At 65.4% G+C, this 20,216-nt stretch carries 22 protein-coding genes; 9 read left to right on the top strand and 13 right to left on the bottom strand.

All coding sequences use genetic code 11. The annotated features are described in order from the left end of the window. Positions 1-23: 23 nt before the first annotated feature. Positions 24-851, bottom strand: coding sequence for a tRNA pseudouridine(38-40) synthase TruA (gene truA, locus HAH_RS02170; RefSeq protein ID WP_014039433.1), 828 nt, complete (start codon positions 849-851; stop codon positions 24-26). A gap of 95 nt (positions 852-946) precedes the next feature. Here truA and HAH_RS02165 point away from each other — a divergent pair, with 95 nt between their 5' ends. Both HAH_RS02165 and HAH_RS02160 read left to right on the top strand, forming a co-directional pair. Continuing rightward, positions 947-1,453: a GNAT family N-acetyltransferase gene (locus HAH_RS02165; RefSeq protein WP_014039432.1), complete on the top strand. Its 507-nt coding sequence runs from the start codon at positions 947-949 to the stop codon at positions 1,451-1,453. A gap of 122 nt (positions 1,454-1,575) precedes the next feature. Beyond that, positions 1,576-1,782 carry a hypothetical protein gene (locus tag HAH_RS02160; protein ID WP_014039431.1) on the top strand — a complete coding sequence of 69 codons (207 nt, stop codon included), beginning with the start codon at positions 1,576-1,578 and terminating at the stop codon, positions 1,780-1,782. Between the two features lie 63 nt (positions 1,783-1,845). Here HAH_RS02160 and HAH_RS02155 read toward each other — a convergent pair whose 3' ends face one another. Further along, complete coding sequence (locus HAH_RS02155; RefSeq protein ID WP_014039430.1) at positions 1,846-2,268, bottom strand: SHOCT domain-containing protein; 423 nt, start codon at positions 2,266-2,268, stop codon at positions 1,846-1,848. Positions 2,269-2,329: 61 nt separating this feature from the next. After that, positions 2,330-3,637, bottom strand: coding sequence for a histidine--tRNA ligase (gene hisS / locus HAH_RS02150; RefSeq protein ID WP_014039429.1), 1,308 nt, complete (start codon positions 3,635-3,637; stop codon positions 2,330-2,332). Between the two features lie 246 nt (positions 3,638-3,883). Here hisS and HAH_RS02145 point away from each other — a divergent pair, with 246 nt between their 5' ends. Then, complete coding sequence (locus tag HAH_RS02145) at positions 3,884-4,549, top strand: RAD55 family ATPase (protein WP_014039428.1); 666 nt, start codon at positions 3,884-3,886, stop codon at positions 4,547-4,549. A 37-nt stretch (positions 4,550-4,586) separates the two neighbouring features. Here HAH_RS02145 and HAH_RS02140 read toward each other — a convergent pair whose 3' ends face one another. The 4 genes from HAH_RS02140 to HAH_RS02125 all read right to left on the bottom strand — a co-directional run bounded on the left by HAH_RS02140 (position 4,587) and on the right by HAH_RS02125 (position 7,243). Beyond that, a complete protein-coding gene (locus tag HAH_RS02140; RefSeq protein WP_014039427.1) occupies positions 4,587-5,204 on the bottom strand; it encodes an alpha hydrolase in 618 nt (205 codons plus the stop codon). Beyond that, positions 5,205-5,549: a DNA-binding protein gene (locus HAH_RS02135; protein ID WP_014039426.1), complete on the bottom strand. Its 345-nt coding sequence runs from the start codon at positions 5,547-5,549 to the stop codon at positions 5,205-5,207. 87 nt (positions 5,550-5,636) lie between these two features. Next, positions 5,637-6,098 carry a 30S ribosomal protein S19e gene (locus HAH_RS02130; RefSeq protein WP_008311072.1) on the bottom strand — a complete coding sequence of 154 codons (462 nt, stop codon included), beginning with the start codon at positions 6,096-6,098 and terminating at the stop codon, positions 5,637-5,639. A gap of 113 nt (positions 6,099-6,211) precedes the next feature. Further along, positions 6,212-7,243 (bottom strand): lysylphosphatidylglycerol synthase transmembrane domain-containing protein, encoded by a 1,032-nt coding sequence (locus HAH_RS02125; protein ID WP_014039425.1) that lies wholly within the window; start codon positions 7,241-7,243, stop codon positions 6,212-6,214. Between the two features lie 95 nt (positions 7,244-7,338). Here HAH_RS02125 and thiL point away from each other — a divergent pair, with 95 nt between their 5' ends. Next, a complete protein-coding gene (thiL, locus tag HAH_RS02120; protein WP_014039424.1) occupies positions 7,339-8,205 on the top strand; it encodes a thiamine-phosphate kinase in 867 nt (288 codons plus the stop codon). 30 nt (positions 8,206-8,235) lie between these two features. Here thiL and HAH_RS02115 read toward each other — a convergent pair whose 3' ends face one another. Both HAH_RS02115 and HAH_RS02110 read right to left on the bottom strand, forming a co-directional pair. Continuing rightward, the gene (locus HAH_RS02115; RefSeq protein ID WP_014039423.1) at positions 8,236-9,483 is read right to left on the bottom strand and encodes a site-2 protease family protein; all 1,248 of its coding nucleotides are present in this window, start codon (positions 9,481-9,483) and stop codon (positions 8,236-8,238) included. Positions 9,484-9,661: 178 nt separating this feature from the next. After that, positions 9,662-9,910, bottom strand: a complete 249-nt coding sequence (locus HAH_RS02110; RefSeq protein WP_004518404.1) for a DUF7123 family protein — start codon at positions 9,908-9,910, stop codon at positions 9,662-9,664. A gap of 419 nt (positions 9,911-10,329) precedes the next feature. Between HAH_RS02110 and pyrH the strand changes: the two genes are divergently transcribed. Beyond that, the gene (pyrH, locus tag HAH_RS02105; protein WP_014039421.1) at positions 10,330-11,016 is read left to right on the top strand and encodes a UMP kinase; all 687 of its coding nucleotides are present in this window, start codon (positions 10,330-10,332) and stop codon (positions 11,014-11,016) included. Continuing rightward, entirely contained in the window at positions 11,017-12,654 is a 1,638-nt protein-coding gene (gene lysS, locus HAH_RS02100) for a lysine--tRNA ligase (RefSeq protein ID WP_014039420.1), read from the top strand. Between the two features lie 53 nt (positions 12,655-12,707). Here the strand turns inward: lysS and HAH_RS19835 are convergent, their stop codons facing one another. Together HAH_RS19835 and HAH_RS02095 are read right to left on the bottom strand one after the other, a co-directional pair. Further along, entirely contained in the window at positions 12,708-12,884 is a 177-nt protein-coding gene (locus tag HAH_RS19835) for a hypothetical protein (RefSeq protein WP_014039419.1), read from the bottom strand. A 62-nt stretch (positions 12,885-12,946) separates the two neighbouring features. Beyond that, on the bottom strand, positions 12,947-13,843 hold the full coding sequence (locus HAH_RS02095; RefSeq protein WP_014039418.1) for a universal stress protein: 897 nt from the start codon (positions 13,841-13,843) through the stop codon (positions 12,947-12,949). 96 nt (positions 13,844-13,939) lie between these two features. Between HAH_RS02095 and HAH_RS02090 the strand changes: the two genes are divergently transcribed. Together HAH_RS02090 and argS are read left to right on the top strand one after the other, a co-directional pair. Next, positions 13,940-15,706 (top strand): site-2 protease family protein, encoded by a 1,767-nt coding sequence (locus tag HAH_RS02090; protein ID WP_023843115.1) that lies wholly within the window; start codon positions 13,940-13,942, stop codon positions 15,704-15,706. Between the two features lie 72 nt (positions 15,707-15,778). Next, the gene (argS, locus tag HAH_RS02085; protein WP_014039416.1) at positions 15,779-17,518 is read left to right on the top strand and encodes an arginine--tRNA ligase; all 1,740 of its coding nucleotides are present in this window, start codon (positions 15,779-15,781) and stop codon (positions 17,516-17,518) included. Positions 17,519-17,583: 65 nt separating this feature from the next. On the opposite strand, the gene HAH_RS02080 is transcribed toward argS, so the two are convergent. After that, positions 17,584-18,375 (bottom strand): alpha/beta fold hydrolase, encoded by a 792-nt coding sequence (locus HAH_RS02080; protein WP_014039415.1) that lies wholly within the window; start codon positions 18,373-18,375, stop codon positions 17,584-17,586. A gap of 94 nt (positions 18,376-18,469) precedes the next feature. Between HAH_RS02080 and HAH_RS02075 the strand changes: the two genes are divergently transcribed. Beyond that, entirely contained in the window at positions 18,470-19,204 is a 735-nt protein-coding gene (locus HAH_RS02075) for a helix-turn-helix domain-containing protein (RefSeq protein ID WP_044951653.1), read from the top strand. A gap of 67 nt (positions 19,205-19,271) precedes the next feature. Here HAH_RS02075 and HAH_RS02070 read toward each other — a convergent pair whose 3' ends face one another. Then, positions 19,272-20,090, bottom strand: coding sequence for a MinD/ParA family ATP-binding protein (locus HAH_RS02070; RefSeq protein WP_008311088.1), 819 nt, complete (start codon positions 20,088-20,090; stop codon positions 19,272-19,274). Positions 20,091-20,216: the final 126 nt, after the last annotated feature.

Below are 20,216 nucleotides of genomic sequence, written 5' to 3'. Positions count from 1 at the left end.
GCCTTCGTTTCAGCGACGAGGGACTACAGCCCGTCGGTTATGTGGTCGGCGACTCGCGCTGTCGTGCGGGCTTCGGTGCGTCGGTGTTCGAAGACCGCCCGTGCGTCCGCAGCGGCGTCCTCGTCCCGAGAAAAAGTCACATTCGGGTAACGGACGTCGGTCAGCACCAGTGGTTCGGGCGGGGCAGGCGGGACGCCGTCGGGGCCGCTGGCGGACTCCGGCGAGAGGATACGGTCGACCTTCGACAGCTGGGCGGAGCCGTCCGCGACAGCCGCCGCGAGCGAGACGAGCCGACGAACCAGCTGGCGGCAGAACCCGCCGGCCGTGAGCCGAACGACGAGGAACTGGCCGTCTCGCGTCCAGTCGATGTCCACCGTGCGCTCAGTGCCGGTGTCGTCGGACGTGAGATTGTGGAAGTCGTGGCTCCCGGCGAGTGCGTCGACGGCCTCGCCCCACCGCTCGTCGTTGACCGGTTCGCGTCCGAGTCGGTCTGCGTCCGTCGGCGCGTACAGGTAGTAGGTGTAGGTGCGTTCGGTGGCGTCGTGGGTCGCATGGAAGCCCTCGGAGACATCGACACTGGCCCACACACGGATGTCGTCCGGAAGTTCGCCGTTGAATGCCGCCGGTGAGAGCCACGCCGGCGCGTCGAAGGCGACTGTCTGTGCCCGCGCGGACACACCGGCGTCAGTCCGACCAGCGGCCGCGTAGCACTCGGGCAAGCCGTCGCCGCGCTCGCAGACGCCGAGGCGGACGAGCGCCGAGCGCAGTCGCCCCTCGACAGTGTCGACGTCGGGCTGGCGCTGGAACCCGTGATACGGTCGGCCGTCGTAGGCCACGCGATAGGCGCGCATACCGATTTGTCGACTGCGAGCCACTTGTCTCACCCGAATCTCAGTCGCTGGGAAGGATAGACGAACTTAGGCATGCTGAGAACAAAGGTGGGAGTATGTCCAACGCCGCCGCGGCGGATCACGACTTCCCCCGCCCGCCCGAAACGTTCACCGACAACGACGGGCGGACGGTGACAATCGAGGCCTATGACGGCGCCATCGACCCGCTGGTGGAGATGTATGTTGACTTCGGGCCCGACTCCCGGTCACAGGGCGTCCCACCCCGGACGGAAGCGGACATCCGCGACTGGCTGCCGAATCTCGTCGAAGACGGCCTGAACGTCGTCGCTTGGCACGAGGAGCAATCCGTCGGCCACGCCGTCCTCGTCCCCTATCAGGACACCTCGGAACTGGCGATTTTCGTCCATCCGGACTACCAGCACGCCGGGATCGGCTCACAACTCATCCGCGTGCTGCTTGGCTACGGCCAGGAGAACGGCCTCGAACGGGTCTGGCTCTCCGTCTCGAACACCAACCACGTCGCACGAGCGCTGTACGAGTCGGTCGGCTTCGAGACGATCGCCAAAGAGCGCGTGGAAATGGAGATGGAACGGGCGCTCTGACCGGGAAATTCACGAACAGCCGCACACAGCGATAAGTAGCGGCTACGCGAAGGCGGAGTTATGGACCCCCCTCGCATCCAGAGACACTGACCTGCACGGCGTGTGACACGGCAATCGAGGGCGTGGGCTACCTGCTGGCGACCGAGCGGGACGGCACTTATCACCGGCTGGTCGACGCGGTGATCTGTGGCGCCTATGGCTTCAACGACCTCGGAATGACCGGCTGTGCGCCCGAACTCGACGACGTGGTCGATCCGGGCCCGGACGATGCGCTTCTGCACGTTCGCCTGACCGACAGTGATCTCGAGGTCGTTAGCTCGAAGGAGTGAGGCCGCAAGTGCCTCGGCTGCACACGCACCCGCGGTACGGCCAGATGGCGATGACTCGCCAGTTCACTCGGTTTCGAGGCTGACTTCCCTGTCGGCCTCACCGGTCGTGTTCTCTGCCTCGCTGGTCGCTGAGAGCGATTCGGTCTCCAGCAGGCGGTCCAGCCGCCGCTCGAACTCGCTGTCTGTCAGTTCACCGCGGGCGTAGCGCTCTCGGAGGTGATCGACCGGGTCCACCGTCGGTTCCGTTGCGTTGGGTGCATCGGTTTCATCCTGGGCTGTCTCGTCTTCCGGGGACTCGATCATCGGTAGTTTCGAACCCAGAAGGGCGACGAGCGGGGCCAGAATGAACCAGCCGAGGATGATCGACACCGGTGCAATCGACCCGCCAAGGCCGGCCGCACCTGCGAGCATAGCAAGGCCCGTCGACAGTATCGCGATGGTCGCGACGAGCTTCCACCTCGGGAGGGCGATGGAGGGGAGCTGCATGTCGACTACTCGACACGGTGGTCGCAAAAAGCTACTGTCGCGGACCGATGGCTCGGTCGCGTTACTCCGCGAAGTCCTCGAACGTCGGCCGGTCGTGGTCGCCCGGGAACGCCGAGAGCGGGACGCTGATCTGCTCGCCGTCGTCCATCTCCTTGAGCGTCACCTCGTCGTTTTCGAGGTCCTGCTCGCCGACGATGACGACCGTCTCGGCGTTGATGCCGTCTGCGTAGCCCATCTGCGCGCCAAAGGAGCGGTCGGCGACGTCGCTCTCGACGACGTGGCCGCGCTCGCGCAGGTCGCGAGCGATGCGGGCCGCGGTCGGGCGCGTGTCGCCGACCTGCAGGACGTAGTAATCCGTCGATAGCTCCTCAGCGGGCCAGACGCCGGCGCGCTGGCAGAGCAACTGAAGGGTGGCGTGGCCGGGCGCGAAGCCGACGGCCGGCGTCGGCTGGCCGCCGAAGCCCTCGATGAGATCGTCGTAGCGGCCGCCGCCAAACACCGAGCGGGACACCTCGCCCGTCGAATCGAAGCACTCGAAGACGACGCCGGTGTAGTAGTCCAGCCCGCGCGCGGTCGTCAACGAGACGGTGAGGTGCTCGCGGACGCCGAAGTCCTCGGCGGCGTCGAGCACCGCCTGAAGATTGTCAGTCGCCGCGCGGACGTCCTCGGAGCCGGTGAGGTCCGCGAGCGTTTCGATTTCCTCGGCATCGATCTGCAGCATCTCGTCGAATTTGTCGGCCTGCCCGTAGTTGAGCCCCGCCTCGACGAGCGCGTCAAGGTAGTCGTCGTGGTCGACTTTCGCCCGCTTGTCGACTGCGCGAATCGCTTCGGGCACGTCCACGTCGGCCCCGAAGGACTCCAGCACGCCCGCGAGGATGTCCCGGTGGGAGACGCGGATTTCGAAATCCTCGGCGGTGAGCCCGAGGTCGGTGAGCATGTCCACGGCGACGGCCAGAATCTCGGCGTCGGCCGTCGGCTCCGCCGACCCGAAGATGTCGACGTTAGTCTGGTAGAACTCCCGGAACCGGCCCTGTTGGGGCTCCTCGTAGCGCCAGAACGGCCGCGTCGACACCCACTTGATTGGCTTCGAGAGTTCCTGTTGCTTGGCGACGAACATCCGTGCGACGGTCGGCGTCAGCTCCGGCGTGAGCGCGACCTCGCGCCCGCCCTTGTCCTCGAAGCTGTACAGTTCCTCGACGATCTCCTCGCCGCTCTTGTCGACGTACATCTCGGTCGGCTCGAGAGCCGGCGTGCCGATCTCCCGGAAGCCGTAGCGCTGTGCGACGTCTTCCAGCGTGTCCATGGCCCACCGCCGAGCCTGCATCTCCTCGGGGTAGAAATCACGAAAGCCCTTGACGGAGTCGTACATGTCCGCGTCTACAGCGAGGGCGCGCTTGAACCTGTTCGTTCACGCTGGCCGTGACCACCAAATCGCGCCCAGTAGAGACTCACTACGACAGGGGCTCGCTGCTGCTTTCGCCAGTAGTCCGTCCGTGACAGACCGGCGTGGCCGGCACGCGCTGGCGTCAAAAGGGTAGTGGCCGGCTACACGGGGAACGGTCCGTGTTAGAGAGGGGACAACAAAGACGCGGTCTATCGAGGGTGGCCCTATGGGATGGGCAAGGCATCGGTGGACGCCGCGCGGGGTGAGACAGTGACACAGCGATTCGAGACGGGGGTTCGAGCACTCGACCGGAAGCTCGACGGCGGCATTCCGACAGGGAGCCTCGTCACGCTGCTCGCCGAACCGGCGAGCCAGGCGGAGCTGTTTCTCTCCGAGTTCGTCGCCCAGCAGGAGACGGTGTATCTCTCCGGCGAACAGGCACCGACAACAGTCACGTCGGCGCTGCGGTCCCAGCGGGGGACGTACGACGATCTCGCAGTCAGTCAACTGGACCGCAAAGCCCCGATCAGCGACGCGCTCGCCCACGTCGAGGGAGTCACGGAGGAGTCGCTCCTCGTCGTCGATCCGGTCGAACCACTTGAGCGCGCCGACATGGGGGAGTTTCGGGCCTTCCTCGAAACGCTGCAATCCAGACTCACACAGACCGACAGCGTTGCGGTTCTGTACGCGCTCAAACACGGCTCCACGCCGTCACAGCGCCACCGGACAGAGTACACGAGCGACATCGTGTTCGATCTCGAAACGAAGCGAAACGACGACGCCATCGAAAACAGGCTCTTCGTCCCGAAGTTCCGCGGGGGCCGAGCGCTCACCGAACCGATATTCCTCGACCTCACCGACCGGATCAACGTGGACACCAGCCGGGACATCGCCTGATCCGACGAACGCACGCGCAGGACCGAACCGCTGACGGCTACCGCAGGCCCCGCACGCGTGACTGCGTGTGCTCGGGGAACACGTCGGTCACGGCACCCTCGCCGTAGCGCTCCCGCAGGAGCGCGCGGAGTTCGACCTCGTAGTCGGCCTTCGGAATCTCGGCGCTGGGGCCGCTCTCGACCACGAGTCGGTTTGCAGCCATCGCGTCGATAGCGCCGCGGCCGATACCCGCAAGCGGCGCGAGGTAGTCCACGCCGAAGCGGTCCTCGACGCTCTGGGCGAGCGGGCGCTCGATGGTCGGTACCCGGTCGTCGCGACGGGTGCCGTCGGCGACGGCATCGAGTGTGTCGATGTCGTCAGCCTCGGCGACCCAGTCGCCCCGGGCGACGGTTTCGACGGCGTGTTCGTGGACCTGCTGGATGCCGTTACGCGGGTAGCCGTCGTCGTGCATCTGCTCGACGGCGTCGTGGGCCACGTCCGGGTCTAGATCGACCGTCGCGTGGTCGAAGCCGACAGCCGACGCGCTCTCCCGAGCGGGGTCGGTGTCACGGACGCCGAAGGAGCCGCTGACGAGCGTTACGTTGTAAAAGGGGTCGAGCAAGAGCGCCGCCAGCGTCGAGTCCTTGCCCCCGCTGTACAACAGGGCACAGCGCATCTACCGGCGCTTAATGTCGAAGCTCTTGGAGTCGGGCGTCAGCTCCGAGAGGAGCTCCTTCATCTGGTCCTCGTCGATCCGGCCCTGCACGCGGCCGCTCTGGGCCAGCGCGACGACCTGCTGTTCGATCTGCTCCCCGACCTGCGGTTTCGACATCTTGACCGTGTTGAGCCGCTTGCGTGCGCCGTCGGTGAGGTTCTGCTTGAGGACTGCCTGCTTCTGGGCGTCGGCCTGCTGCTTGGCCGCCTCCTGCGCCTCGCCCTCGTCGCCCTGCTGTTCCTTGAGCTGCTCCATCTTCTGTTTCCGAAGTTCTTCGAGCTCCTCCTCGCTGGGGTCGCCACTCATAGTTGTATTAGAGTACTGGAGTCGGTCGGAAAACGATTTCGGAGCAGGAGCTACGGGCCGGCTGAAAAACAGCGAGAAAGGCGTCAGTTACGCGTAGCGTTCGAGCTCCGGACGGTCGAGTTCCGTCAGGAGGTCGCCTGCGGTGTCGTCGAGGAGGCTGCGGCCGTCACCGGTGACACGGCGGCCGTCGTTCTCGCTGGTCTCGACGTAGCCGGCGTCTTCGAGCTGCTGGAGCGCCGTCCGGATGATGTTGCCCGAGCCCTTGGTCTTGTGGTGGGGGCGGACGCGGTAGCGGGTCGTTCCCTGCTTCGAGGTGCCGTACTCGGAGCGGAGGGCGTTGACGCCGACGGGGCCGTCGACGGCGACCTTTCGGAGCAGGCTGGCCGCGCGTCGCGCCCAGAAGTCTTCCTGCTCGGGTGGGAGTTCGCGGTCGACGCCGGTCTTGGTGTACTCGGCCCAGTCCGGCGCTTCGATGTCGTCTTCGTCTGCGAGCGTCTCCGTAAGTGCCTCGATGAGTTCCTCGGGGGGAACGTCGTAGAGTGTAGCCATTGCAGATTTCTTTCCGTCGCCGTCATTTAAACGCGTCGTTCGCAGTCGGCGGGCGTGAACCGTTCACTCGCCCATAGGGCAGCGATGCTCTCTCCCGTCAGGAACTGTGAGTGTCACTCCTCGGACGCGGCCCGGTCGACACTGAGGGCGGCAGCGACGCCGCCGCCGATAACCGTCGGCAGCAGGTAGCTCCCGACGCGGTGGATCAGCACCGCAGAGGTGGCGAGGGCGGCCGAAATCGGGGCCGTCGAGACCAGCAGCGTCACGAGTACCGTCTCGATAGCGCCCGACCCACCGGGAAGCGGGACGACGCTGGCGATGCTCCCGACGGGAACGACAAGCAGGACGACTTCGACCGGGACTGGTGCCCCAACGGCGTACAGCGACGTCCACAGCGACGCCGACAGGCAGAGCCAGCCAAAGGCCGAGAGCCCGAAGGTCTGGAGGACTGTCCGCCGGTCCGTCGCGATGCGTTCGATGGCCGAAAAGAACCCCTCGATTCGTGTCTCGATGTTTTCGGCGGACGGCGGGGACCACCGGGGAACGACCTTCGACACCGCGGCGAGGGCGGGTGCGACACCGCGAACGACCGCCGCCTGAATGCGGTCCCGGTGTCGCCAGCCCAGGACGGCGGCGATGGGGATGCCGACCGCGAGCACCGCGACAGCACCGGCGGCAAACGCCAGGTTTCGGGTCAACTGGACCGCTCCGGCGGCGACGAACGTGAAGCCGACGATGGCATACCCGACCGACGGCAGGAAGTGGACCGTGTCGACGGTAGCAATAGCCGCCAGCCCGGTCTCGTACTCGGTGTCGGCGGCTGTCGATATCAACAGCGCGCTCACGGGCTCGCCGCCGGCCTGGCCGAAGGGCGTGACGTTGTTCGAGAACACGGCGGCGACGAACACGAGAACGGCTGTGTGTGGCGCAACCGGTGCGTCAAGCGCTCGGAGGACCGTCCACAGCGCCAGCCCCCACGAGACGAGCCAGAGCATGGCGATGCCCGCGACAGCGAGAAGCGCCCACGGGTCCGCCGTGGTGAGCGCATCCAGCGTCTCGTCGATGCCGACAAACCACACCAGCCCCCCAAGGACGGCCAGTGCTGCCGCGAACCCGACGACCGTCGCCATCCGGTTCCCATCCATGTGGATGGGATTGGCAGTCTCCGGTTTCAACCCACCGACCCTGTCCCGCCGACCGATACCCCGAGGGTTTTGCCCCGGGACACCGACGACCGGGTATGGACGAGCGGGCTGCACTCGCCGACCTCGCCGACCGACTTCCCGACGCGGGCGACGACTGCGCCGTCGTGGACGGCCAGGTCATCACGACGGATATGCTCCACGAGCGGACGGACTTCCCGACGGGGACGACCCGCTACACGGCGGGCTGGCGGGCCGTCGCCGCCTCGCTGTCGGATGTGGCCGCGATGGGGGCCGACGCGACAGCCGCGGTGGCCGCGTACGGCGCGCCGTCGTTCGAAGCGGACGAACTCGCGGCGTTCGTCGACGGCGCACAGGACGTGTGTCACGCGGTCGGCGCGGAGTACGTCGGCGGTGACCTGGACAGCCACGACGAGTTCACCGTCGCGACGACGGCCATCGGGGCGGCCGCGGACCCGATCCGGCGCTCGGGCGCGTCGCCCGGCGACGCGGTCTGTGTCACCGGCACGCTGGGCCGGTCAGCCGCCGCCCTCGAACTGTTCGACCGGGGCGACACCGACCGGGCGAACGAGCTGTTTCAGTTCGAACCCCGCGTACGTGCGGGTGTCGCGCTCCGACCGCACGCGACGGCGATGATGGATTCGAGCGACGGGCTGGCCCGCTCGCTGCACCAGTTAGCCGAGGCCAACGGCTGTGGCTTTGCTGTCGAAGAGCCGCTCCCGATAGACGCGCAAGTCGACGCGCTCGCGGAGACGCCACAGGAACGACGGGAGCTGGGCGTGTTCTTCGGCGAGGACTTCGAGCTGGTCTGTACGCTGCCCGAGTCCGACGTGTCCGAGGCCAGACAGGCCGTGTCGTGCCCGCTCCATCGGATAGGGTCAGTCACCGAGCGCGGCGTCACGCTCAACGGGGAGACGCTTCCGGACCGCGGGTACTCACACTGAGAACGGCCAGACCGCGACGCGAGCTAACGGTCAAATCGCACTTATCTCGAACGGAACCGGCGTGAAACAGGCCAGCCCCAGTAGGAACGTAAACAGGCCGAGCAGCGCCCGCCGTCGGTCCAGCGTCGTATCCACGGTCGGGCGGGCCGGACCGGCGTACGCGAGTCCGGTGGCGAACAGGCCCCAGAACACCCACAGGCCCCAGACGCCGAAACCGACCGGCGGCGGGTCGCGGGTGAAATACAGGTAGCCGGCGAGTGCGAACAGCGCTCCGGGAACGGCGGCGGCGACCGTCTCCTGGCGCTGCCCGACGATTGACCGAACGATGTGGCCGCCGTCGAGTTGCCCAACCGGGAGCAGGTTCAGGAACGTAAAGAACATCCCGGCCCAGCCGGCGAACACGATCGGGTGGACCGATTCGCCGGGGCCGACCTCGGTCCCGAGTCCCAGCGTGTTCACCAGGGCCTCCAGCGCCTGGAACAGCAGCGGATAATTGAACGTGATGATGACGCCGGTGTCGCTGTTTGCCACGCGTTCCGGCACCGTAATTGGGTCTATCGAGAGGCCGATGACCGTGACGATGGTCGTCGCGACGAGCCCAGCGAGCGGGCCAGCGACACCGATATCGAACAGCGCCGTCCGGTCGGGGATGCGTCCGCGAATGTTGATGACCGCCCCCATCGTTCCGAGAAACGACGGAAACGGGATGAAATACGGGAGCGTCACGTCGACACCGTGGTATCGGGCCGCGGCGTAGTGGCCCAGTTCGTGGATACCGAGCACGCCGAGCATCGCGACCACGAACGGCCAGGCCTCGAAAATCCGAAGCGGGTCCTCCGCGACCGGGATGTAGTACCAGGCGCTCGCGCCGACGTAGAGGGTCGACGCGATAGTCGCGAACAGGAGCCCGATGTTGAGCCACGGGATACCGCCAGTGTCCGTGTCGGCGGGCTCCGCGATCAGTGCGTACTGGTTCGGGCGCGCGTTCAACGCACCACCGGTGGCGGTCATCGAGTCATCGACCGCCGGACCGCCGACGACAGTAGTGCCACCGTTGCTCGTAGTGGCTGCTGTATCGCCGGATTCCGGGCCGAGTTCTTCGAGCCGAACGTCGTAGCCCCGCTGTCGAAACAGCGGTCTGAGTTGCTCGACAGCGGCGGCTGGTGGCACTAGCGGGTCGCCGAGATACTGGACAGTTCCATCCGTCCGCCGCATTGACGAGACGGAGAACACGCCGGCCAGTCGGTCAGGCGACGGCGGGTCCGCGGAGCCACTCATCAGCTACTCGTAAACGATGCGGGCACAAATACTCCGCGAACGATCACACAGCTATAGTAGCCGTTGAAAATCAATGCACACCTGATCGCACGATGGCAGTGCGATCAGTGTATAAATCGTTTCAATTGTTACTATAGCAGGTACTATCGTCCGAGAACTGTACGCGGGGACCGGTCGTCTACGCTGGCTCGATACGCCAGGTGGTCGCGCTCGTGTACGACCACTTCTCGACGTTGATCTCGGACGCGCTGTCCTTGAGCTTGACCATCAGGGCACCGATCTCTTTCGGGGAGAGACCGACTTCATCAGCGATGAACTTGCTCTTGAAATACATCTCGCCGTCACTTGCCTTCTCTGCGAGGAACGACTTCAGTCGCTCTTCTTTGGAGGGCTCTTCCTCGCCGGAGGGCGTTGCGGTAGCGCTCATCTTTGTCACCTCACTTCTTCGTAACCCCGCCGGGAGTATATAAAGGAAGGAACCTTCAGGTCACTTCGGTCACTTTCAGGACAAATCGAGCTAAAACGCATTTTTTACAACCGGTTCAGATTCTTTTAGACATTTCACAAAGCCTTCTTAGACCGTAAATCGACGCAAGTTTCGTGGTGTTTTGAGCGGTCTGTGAAAGAGAGATATCACCATCTGTAGCGCCAACAAGCGGCGCATTTCACCGTTAGTTTTCCAGAAGCGTCAGACACGCGTCAGCACGTCGGGCACGCGTCAGACGGACATTCTCGCGGGGACGCGACCGACAGCGATTGCAGTGGGTACCAGAAAGGGCCGACTAGAGAGACAGCAGTCAGTGGCCTTGACAACCCTTAAGAGTGCATCGCGGTTACGGCGGGCTAATGAAAGTCGTCGTCTCCATTGGCGGAAGCGTACTGGCCCCGGACCTCGACGCGGAACGGGTCGCCGACTACGCCGGCGCCATCCAATCGCTCGATGCACAGGGACACACGCTCGGGACCGTCGTCGGCGGCGGACCGACCGCACGCGATTACATCGGCACCGCCCGCGACCTCGGCGCAAACGAAATCGAGCTCGACCAGCTCGGTATCGCCGTCACGCGGCTGAACGGCCGGCTACTGATCGCCGCCCTGGACGACCGCGCCGCGCCGACACCCGCCGAGAGCTACGACGAGGGCCGGGAAGCCATCCGTCGCGGGGACATCCCTGTCCTCGGGGGCATCGTCGCCGCACAGACCACCGACGCCGTGGCGGCCGCCTTCGCGGAGTACGTGGGCGCGGACCTGCTCGTGTACGCGACGTCTGTCCCGGGCGTCTACGACGCCGACCCGAACGAAGACGACGACGCGACGCGGTTCGACGAACTCGGCGCGAGCGAACTCGTCGACGTGATTGCCGACATCGAGATGGACGCTGGCAGCAGCGCACCCGTCGACCTGCTGGCCGCGAAAATCATCCAGCGGTCCGGCATCCGGACGATAGTGCTCGACGGTACCGACCCCGAACACGTCGTGCGCGCGGTCGAAGATGGTGAGTTCGACGGGTCCGAGATTCTCCCGGAGGCATAGATGGCGGAAGACCCCTACGAGGTTGGCCGCGGCGGCGGCCGGGCGTTCTGGGCCGACTCCGTCGCCGACGCTATCGAAGCGCGCGACCCCGACGACCCAATCGTCATCAAGGGCGGCGTCTCCCCGTCGGGTGTTCCTCACATCGGCCACTTCAACGAGATCATGCGGGGCTACTACGTCGCCGAGGCCCTGCGGAACCGCGGCCACGAGGTCCGGCAGGTGTTCACCGCCGACGACAAAGACCGGCTTCGGGCGGTGCCCCGCCAGCTCGCCGACCTCGACTGGAACGTCGTCGGCCTCGGCGAGGTCGACGCCGGCGCGCTCGGGCGGAACCTCGGGAAACCGTACACCGACATCCCGGACCCCTTCGGCTGCTGTGACTCCTACGGCGCGCACTTCACGACACTCCTGCGAAAAAGCGCCGAGCTGGTCGGGGTGGACGTGGAGTTCGTCTCGAACACCGAGCTGTACGCCGACGGCGAGTTCGAACCCGTGACCCGCCGCGTGCTCGAACGCGCCGACCGGGCCCGCGACGTGCTCGCCGAATACCAGAACAAGGTCGGCGACGACTACGTCCCGTTCCTGCCCCAGTGCGAGGAGTGCGGCAAGCTCACCGAGGGCGTCACCGATGTCGACCTCGACGCCGGCGAAGTCGAATACGTCTGTGAGGACGTCGAAGCCGGCGACCAGACCATCGAGGGCTGTGGTCACGAGGGAACGGCGACGCTCCGGGACGGGAAACTCCCGTGGCGGTTCGAGTGGCCCGCCCAGTGGGAGATTCTGGGCGTCGACTTCGAGCCGTTCGGCAAGGACCACGCCGAGGGCTCCTGGCCCTCCGGCGAAGACGTCGCCGAGAACGTGCTGGACATCCAGCCGCCGGTCCCGATGGTGTACGAGTGGTTCACGCTCGACGGCGAACCGCTCTCCTCGTCCTCGGGCAACGTCATCACCGTCGACGAGGTGCTGGATATCCTCGAACCCGAGGTGTTCAAATACTTCTTCGTGAAGGACCCGCGGAAGCAGCGGGACTTCTCCGTCGAGAACGTCGACCAGCTCGTCGACGAGTTCGACCGGTTCGAGCGGCGGTACTTCGGAGAGGCCGAGGCCAGTGAGGACGACGCCGAACTTGCGGAGCAAGCCTATCCGATGGTCGTGGACGAACCGCGTGAACAGCGGGTTCGAATCCCCTACACGTTCGCCGCCGTCCTCGGGATGACCGACGACCCGGAACAGCGGGAGCAGATCGCCCGGAAAGAGGGCCACATCCCGGACGATGCGCCGGAGTGGGCCGTCGAACAAGCGCTCGCCCGCGTCGAGCGCGCCCAAGAGTGGGCCAGCCGCACTGACAACGAGTTCAACTACGAACTCAAGCGAACCGAGATTCCGGACGTGTCCTTCGACGACGAGACGGCGGCCGCGCTGGACGAGCTGGCCGATTTCATCGCCGAGGGCCACGATGGCGAGGCGATTCAGTCGGAGATATACGAGACGGCGAAGCGAAACGACATCGATATCGGCGAGTTCTTCTCGGCCGGCTACCAGCTCCTGTTCGACGACACCGAAGGCCCACAGCTCGGGACGTTCATCGCGAAACTGGACCAGGAGTTCGTTGTGGAACGGTTCCGCCGGAACGAGTAGTCCCGGGGTAGGCGGGTCCTACCCACCCGTAACAGGCTATTGAAACGGCGACTTCAGGGCGACTGTTCCTGCGTGTCGACCCGTTCGAACATCGGTCCGAGACGCTCGTCGTAGCAGTCCTGACAGACGTACACGTCGATGACGCCCGTCTCGCTGTGCGTGTGAATCATCGCGTGGACGGTAGCGTCGAAGGGGACCGTCTCACCACAGATACCGCAGGTTTCTGGCATTGTCCGGCACCGTCTTGCGATACGTTCCCACGATACATAGAACGGGTGGTTCGTCCATCCGCTCAGGTCGAACGGGGCGTCACTAGCACGGGGACATCGACAGTTCGGAGCAGTTGCGACGTGACGCTACCGAGCAGCTGGCGCTTCAGGTTCGAGCGCCCGTGTGACGCCATCACGACGAGGTCGATGTCCCGATCGGAGACGTACTCGCGGATGCCAGCGGCGACGCCATCGAGCGAGTCCGTCCGTTCCACGGCGGTTTCTACCGATACGTCCGAAGCCGCCGTTTCGAGGTCGTCGGCGGTTGCTGCGACGGCGTCATGCCCGTCCGCTTCCAGTCGTTCGATGAACGCCTCGTTCAGTCCGCCAGCGTTGAACGCTCCGCCGGCGGCCTGGATATCGACGACGTTGAGGACGTGTACTGTCGCGTCGTACCGGTCTGCTACCGCCGCGCCGTGTCGCGTCGCCGTGTTTGCGTTCTCGCTCCCGTCAGTTGTGACGAGGACTCGTGAGTAGTCGAATTCGCGCCTTTCCGCCTGTTTCTCCCCCGAAACGACGAGCACGGGCACCGCAGTTCGATGCAGGAGCTGTTCGGTGACGCCACCGAGGAGTCGCTTCCCGAGACCGGTCAGTCCCTGTCGACCGAGGACGATGAGCCCTGCGTCGGTTTCGCGGGCGTACTTGTCGATCTGTACGCTCGGTTTCCCCTCCAGAAGCTCCGTCGTGACGGGCTGGCCGATATCGGCGGCGAGCGACTCGATGTCAGCGAGGACGGACTCACCGTGTTCGCGGAGGCGTCCGCTCTCGCGGTCCGTTCGCGTGAGCCTGCGTGCTCGCTGGTCGACGACGTGAACCGCCTCGGCAGTCGCGTCGAAGTCCTTGGCCAGTGCGAGGCCGCGCCGTGCGGCTGCCGTGGATTCGTCGCTCCCGTCGACGGGAATGAGAACGCGGTCGTACATTGTGTGGTCGTTTGCAGCGCGGTCACTTCACCGTTGGCTGCTGGCGGTGTGTCCCAAACCAAACCCTCTTGCTTGGCTAAACCTAGTTTCGGGTAAATGGTGAGTACGCTGACGTGGGTCCTCGCGGGCCTTGTCGCTTACACCCTCCTCGCGATGGCGCTACGGACCCGCGGCGTTGTCCCCGAGTATATTCGTTTTAGCGGCCCGATTACGACGATTCACACGCAGAAGGGCAAAGCTGTCCTCGACTGGCTCGCACGGCCAAAGCGGTTCTGGCGGGCCTGGGGGAACCTTGGCGTCGGGTTCGGACTCGTGGTGATGGTCGGCTCCTTCCTCCTCGTTGCGCTCGGGGCCTACCAAGCGCTCGTCAACCCACAGCCCTCCGCACTGAACGAGCCGCGGAACGCGCTGGCGATTCCCGGCGTCAACGACTTCCTCCCGCTGTCGGTCGCACCCGAAATCGTGCTCGGGTTGTTGCTCGGCCTCGTCGTCCACGAGGGCGGCCACGGGCTCTTCTGTCGCGTCGAGGACATCGACATCGAGTCGATGGGGCTGGCCTTGCTGGCGATCATCCCCATCGGCGCGTTCGTCGAACCCGACGAAGACGAACTCCTGCGCTCCGACCGCGGCGCCCAGGCCCGGATGTACACGGCCGGCGTGACCAACAACTTCGCGCTCGCGATCATCACGCTCCTGTTGCTGTTCGGGCCGGTCGCCGGCGCTGTCGCTGTCGTCGACGGCGTGCCGGTCGGAAGTCCGATCAACGGAACCCCCGCCGCCGACGCGGGTATCGAGTCAGGCGACGTTATTACGGCGGTCAACGGCCAGTCGGTCGAGAACCAGCAGCAACTCGAATCGGTGCTCGTCGAAAGCGACGCACAGACTGTCGAAGTGGCCCGTAAGGATGCCGAAACAGTCACCGTCGAGCGGTCCGTCGTCGTCTCGGCGGCCCTCCAGAGCGCGCCGCTTGGAACCGGTGAGACGATTGTTTCGGTCAACGGGACTGCCGTGGCTACCAGCAGTGAGTTCGAACAGGCGGCTCGAAACCATCCCGTTGCGACAGTCGAAACTGAGTCCGGGGAGACGGTCACGACACCGCTCGGCGCATACGTCCTGGTCGCCGAGGACGGCCCGCTCGCCGGGGAAGGGGCACCGAGCGGCGAGGGCATGATAATCACCGAGGTCAACGGGGAGCGAACGCACAGCGGGACGGCGCTGATGCAGGCGCTTGAGGGCGGCGAACCCGGTGACCGGGTGTCGGTCACCGGCTACGTCGACGGTGCACGCGAGACCTACGAGGTGACGATGGCCGAGAGTGAGCAGGTCGACAACGGTATCATCGGCGTCAGCATCCAGCAGGGTATCAGCGGCATCCAGGTCAGTGACTTCGGCATCGACGCCTATCCCGCCGCCGCGTTCCTGGAATTCCTCGGCGGATCGCCTGACACCCCCACGTCAGTCTCCGAGTTCTCGTTCGCCCAGCGGATTTTCAGCACGCTCTTGCTCCCCTTTATCGGCGTCGCCGGCGGCTTCGGCTACAACTTCGCCGGCTTCACCGGCATCGCGACGAACTTCTACACCGTCCAGGGACCGCTCGGGGCGCTCGGAACGACGCCGGTGTTCCTGCTCGCGAACGTCCTGTTCTGGACTGGCTGGATCAATCTCGTCATCGGCCAGTTCAACCTCATCCCGACGTTCCCGCTCGACGGCGGCCACATCCTGCGGGCATCGACCGAGTCGTTCGTCTCGCGGCTCCCCGTCTCGGACGGGCGGCGGGTGACGACGGCCGTCTCCATCGCGATCACGGTGTCGATGATCGGCGGCCTCCTGTTGATGGTGTTCGGCCCGCGGCTCCTGACCTGAGACAGACAGGAATCGGTCTAACGTGGCTGGGGTTTCGTTACCCATTTACTCCCCGCCGCGAAAGCCCGGCGTATGTTCCTGCAGCTCCGTGCGGAGGTCGAGGACGCCCTCGCCGACGCACTCACAGCCCTCGACCTGCCGGCCGAGGACCTCGGTATCGAGGAACCACCGGAGGACGTCGACGCCGTGTTAGCGTCGAGCGTTGCCTTCCGGCTGGCCGGCGAGGTCGGTACTGCGCCGCCGAACGTCGCCGGCGACATCGCCGAGGCGATTGACACGGACGACCTCACCTACGTCAGTGCTGTGACGACACAAGGGCCGTACGTCAATTTCCTCCCGAGCGAGGCGTACTTCGCCGAGACCCTGCAGTCAGTCACGGAGAGCGAGTTCGGGCGGCTTCCCGACCGCGACACCAGCGTCGTCGTCGAGCACACCTCCGCGAACCCGACCGGCCCGGTCCACGTCGGGCGAGCACGAAACCCTATCATCGGTGACGCCGTCGCCCGCGTGCTCGATTACGCTGGCTACGACGTCGACCGCCACTACTACGTCAACGACGCCGGCCGCCAAATTGCCGTGTTCACCTGGGCCTACGAGACGTTCGACGAGTCCGACCTGCCCGAACCCGAGCGAGAGTCCCCGGAGTACGAGATGGTTCGGTACTACCGCAAGGGCAATACTGTCCTCGAAGAGGGCGACCCCGACGAAGTCGAGGCAGCGGAGGCCGAGGTCCAGTCGATTTTGCAGGGCCTCGAAGACGGCGACGAAGAGACGTACGAACGCGTCGCCGAGGTCGTCGACACTGTGCTGGGCGGAATGCAGAACACGCTCGGTCGCCTCCCTGCGGAGTTTGACGAGTTCGTCAAAGAGACGCGGTTCATGCGCAACGGCGACACGGACGACCTGGTCGACCGGCTGAAGGACCTCGACTGCGCCGTCTACGAGGAGGACGCCTGGCAGCTCGACCTGCCCGACTTCGAAAAGAACCTCGTGTTCCTGCGTTCCGACGGCACATCGTTGTACACCACCCGCGACCTGGCCCACCACGAGTGGAAGTTCGATACCTACGACCGCGCCGTCACGGTGCTGGGTGAGGACCACAAGCTCCAGGCCGACCAGCTCTCGGCGGCCCTGGAACTGCTGGACAACGACACCGACCAGCTCCGACAGGTGTTTTACTCCTGGGTGAACCTTCCCGAAGGCGGGATGAGCACGCGGGAGGGGACCGGCATCGACCTCGACGACCTGCTCGATGAAGCTATTGACCGCGCGCGCGAAGAGGTTGAGTCCCGACTGGACGACCGGACCCGCGGCGACCTCGACGCGGACGACATAGACCGTATCGCTCGTCAGGTCGGCATCGGCGCGGTGCGCTACGACATCGTCTCGAAACAGCCGACGAAGGGCATCACCTTCGAGTGGGACCGCGCGCTGGACTTCGAGGCCCAGTCCGCGCCGTACGTCCAGTACGTCCACGCGCGCTGCTGTGGCATCCTCGGCGACGTGGAGGCTGACATCCCAGCCGAACCCGACCTCGATCCACTGTCGGAACCGGAAGAGCGGGACCTGCTCCGCGAACTGGCCCGGTTCCCCGCCGTCATCGAGGCGGCCGCGGACGACCTGACGCCGCACACCGTCGCCACCTACACCCGCGACCTCGCCGAAACGTTCAACGCCTTCTACCGGGAGTGTCCGGTTCTCGACGCCGACGACGAGACCCGCGCCGCACGGCTGGCCCTCGTCGACGGGACCCGGACCACGATTGCGAACGCCCTCGACGCGCTGGGCGTCGAAGCGCCGACCTCGATGTAGGAGCGGTCTGCGTCGGGAATCCGATGTGACAGGCGCGATTGCCGCGAAAAGTCCGTCGAGCCGGCCTAATTCTGCAGGAACGCGTCGACTTCCGCCGCGATTAGTGCAGGTGCCTCGGCGGGGCCGCTGTGGCTGACCCCATCGAACTCGACGAATCGGCTGTGTGGGAGTGCGTCGTGAACGGCCCGGGCACTCTGCCGGAGGAAGTCCGGCCCGCCGGTGCCAGACAGAACGAGAGTCGGTGTGTCGACATCCAGACGGTCGGGGAGCCGGTACTGTTCGACGGATCGGTTCATCCGGACGACCTCCTCGGCGAGGGCCACGCAGTCGGGCCAGACGGGCCACTCCGCCAGCCAAGCGTCGAGGTCGTCGATACCGTCGGGGTGGAGGACCTGTTCGATGTAGCGTTTCACCGCTTCTTCTGGCTCCCCGTTCTGTACGAGCGATGCCATTCGGTCAGCGAGGTCAGCGTCGGCCCGGTACTCGGCGGGAAGTACCGCCGGTTCGTACGCGATGACAGCCTCGACTTCTGTAGCCGTCGCGGCCTCGATAGCGGTGAGCGCGCCGTAGGAGTGCCCGAACAGGATCGGGTCGCCGTCGACAGCGTCGGCAAGCGCCCGGACATATCGGACCTCACGATCCAGCACCTCGTCGGCGTTTGTTTCCGCCGGGGAGTCGAGACAGGTCCCGAACCCCGGACGCTGGGGGACGACAGCACCGTAGCCCTCGAACTCTGGGATAACCGGTCCCCAGTACTCCGTGGGGGCCATCCCGCCGTGCAGGAGGAGGAGTGGCTGGCCGTCGCCGTAGCGCTCGAACTCGACTCCGATCTCATCTGCGGATTGTGTCGGCTGCATACAACATACGGTCGAACGCAGTCGGGCTAAGCCGTTCTCTCAGTGATTGGGCCGTTTAAGTAGGGTGTCGAAAGCAGGACCGACAGCCACACCGATGCTCTGTTTCGACAGGCGCTTCAGCACTGGCAGCGAGCGATGCCGTACGGGGCTTATCGCAGAATTTCAGATCGATTGCGACTCATTGCCGCTCGTGTCGGTCGCGGCTGCGGTACCCGAAGCGACGATCACCCTCTCACTGCAGTACAACCACGGTCGTCGCCCGCTGTTTATTGGGACCGTGACGGGTGGCTCCGAGCAGGCCATCGAGCGGGCGTTCACTGATGCCCACGATATCGAGGAGTGGACACGCATCGGGACGGCCGGCGACACCCGTCGGTATCAGGCAGTGCCGGCACTGAGCTTCGAGGAGCAACTCGGTGGCCAAATCGACGACTTGGACGGACTCGAAGCACTCGCCACGGCAGACGCCATCATCGAACGGATAACCGTGACCGCAGACGGGTGGGAGCAACTGGGATGGTTCGCCGACCGAGCGGCGTTCACCGAGTTCGCCTCGTTCTGGCAGCGAAACGCGGACTTCGGACTTGAGCGGCTGACCCGGGATGCGGAGCCGAAGTCGCCCGGCAACGGGCTCACTGACCGACAACTGGAAGCGCTACGGACGGCGTACGAGATGGGGTATTTCGAGATTCCGCGGCGCACGTCGCTGGACGCCGTGGCCCAGGAACTGGACATCTCTGCGTCGTCGCTCTCGGAGCGACTGCGCCGGGCACAGACTCAACTCATTCAGGAAACGGTCGCGACGCTGTGGCCGCCGCTTCCGGAATGAGTCAGAGACAGCGAGATGCGGTCGGAGCGGCGGGCTGAGACCGGACCGGCTGGCGGGTACAGAGCCGTCAGTTGAAGAGTCCGAACACACCGCCGGAGTCCTCGTCGTCGTCGACATCGGAGTGATCCTCGGTGTCGTCGAGGAACCACTCGTCGTCGAGTATCGTCTCGATATCCGTTTCGGGGCTCTCGCCGCGGAAGAACACACCCTCCAGCGCCTCGGTCAGCCGCTGATAGGCGTCGGCAGCCGTGCTCTCGGGGGCGTTGAGCACGAGCGGTTCCTCTGTCGTCGCCTGCGGGTCGTCCGGAATGACCGCAAGCAGCGGGAACTCCATCTGCTCGGCGATGGCCGCGACGTCAGTGTGGCGGGTCGCGCGGTTGATGATCGAACCGAGAACGGTCCCGTCGATTCGGTTCGCTAGCTGGGCCGTTTTGACCGTATCGCCCACCGCAACGTCGTCGGGGGTCGTGACGAGGACGATTCCGTCGGCCAGCCCAAGCGGCACGGCGACTTCGTGGCTCAGTCCAGCCCCGGTATCGATCAACACCACGTCGTAGGCATTTCGGAGCGTCTTGATGACTTTCCTGAGCTTTGCGGGATCAGCGTCCGCGAACGCCTCCAGCGACTGTTCACCCGGAATCACCGTGAGTCCACCCGGCGCATCAGTCAAAGCCTCACTCACGGCAGCCTCACCGGCCAGAATCTCGTGGAGGCTCTTTTCGGGCTCTACAGAGAGCATCGAGCCGAGGTTCGCCATCCCCAGATCCGCGTCGACGACGGCGACATCGTAGCCCATCTCCTGAAGCACAGCCCCGAGATTTACCGCGGTCGTCGTCTTTCCGACGCCGCCCTTGCCGCCCGCAATCGTACACACATACCCCGCCATAGTCTGATTGCTTGGGTACAATGCAGGCAGTCATATAAATGCGACTGTCATTTGTTGGATCGTGACGGGCCAGGCGACGTTCAGAATAGGTGGTTTCACGGCCAGTCAGGTATCTCGGTTGTCACG

Origin of the sequence: Haloarcula hispanica ATCC 33960, from assembly GCF_000223905.1 — an archaeon.
Classification (GTDB): domain Archaea; phylum Halobacteriota; class Halobacteria; order Halobacteriales; family Haloarculaceae; genus Haloarcula; species Haloarcula hispanica.
The sequence above is the reverse complement of the archived record's forward strand: the minus strand, read 5'-3'. Positions and strand labels throughout refer to the sequence as shown.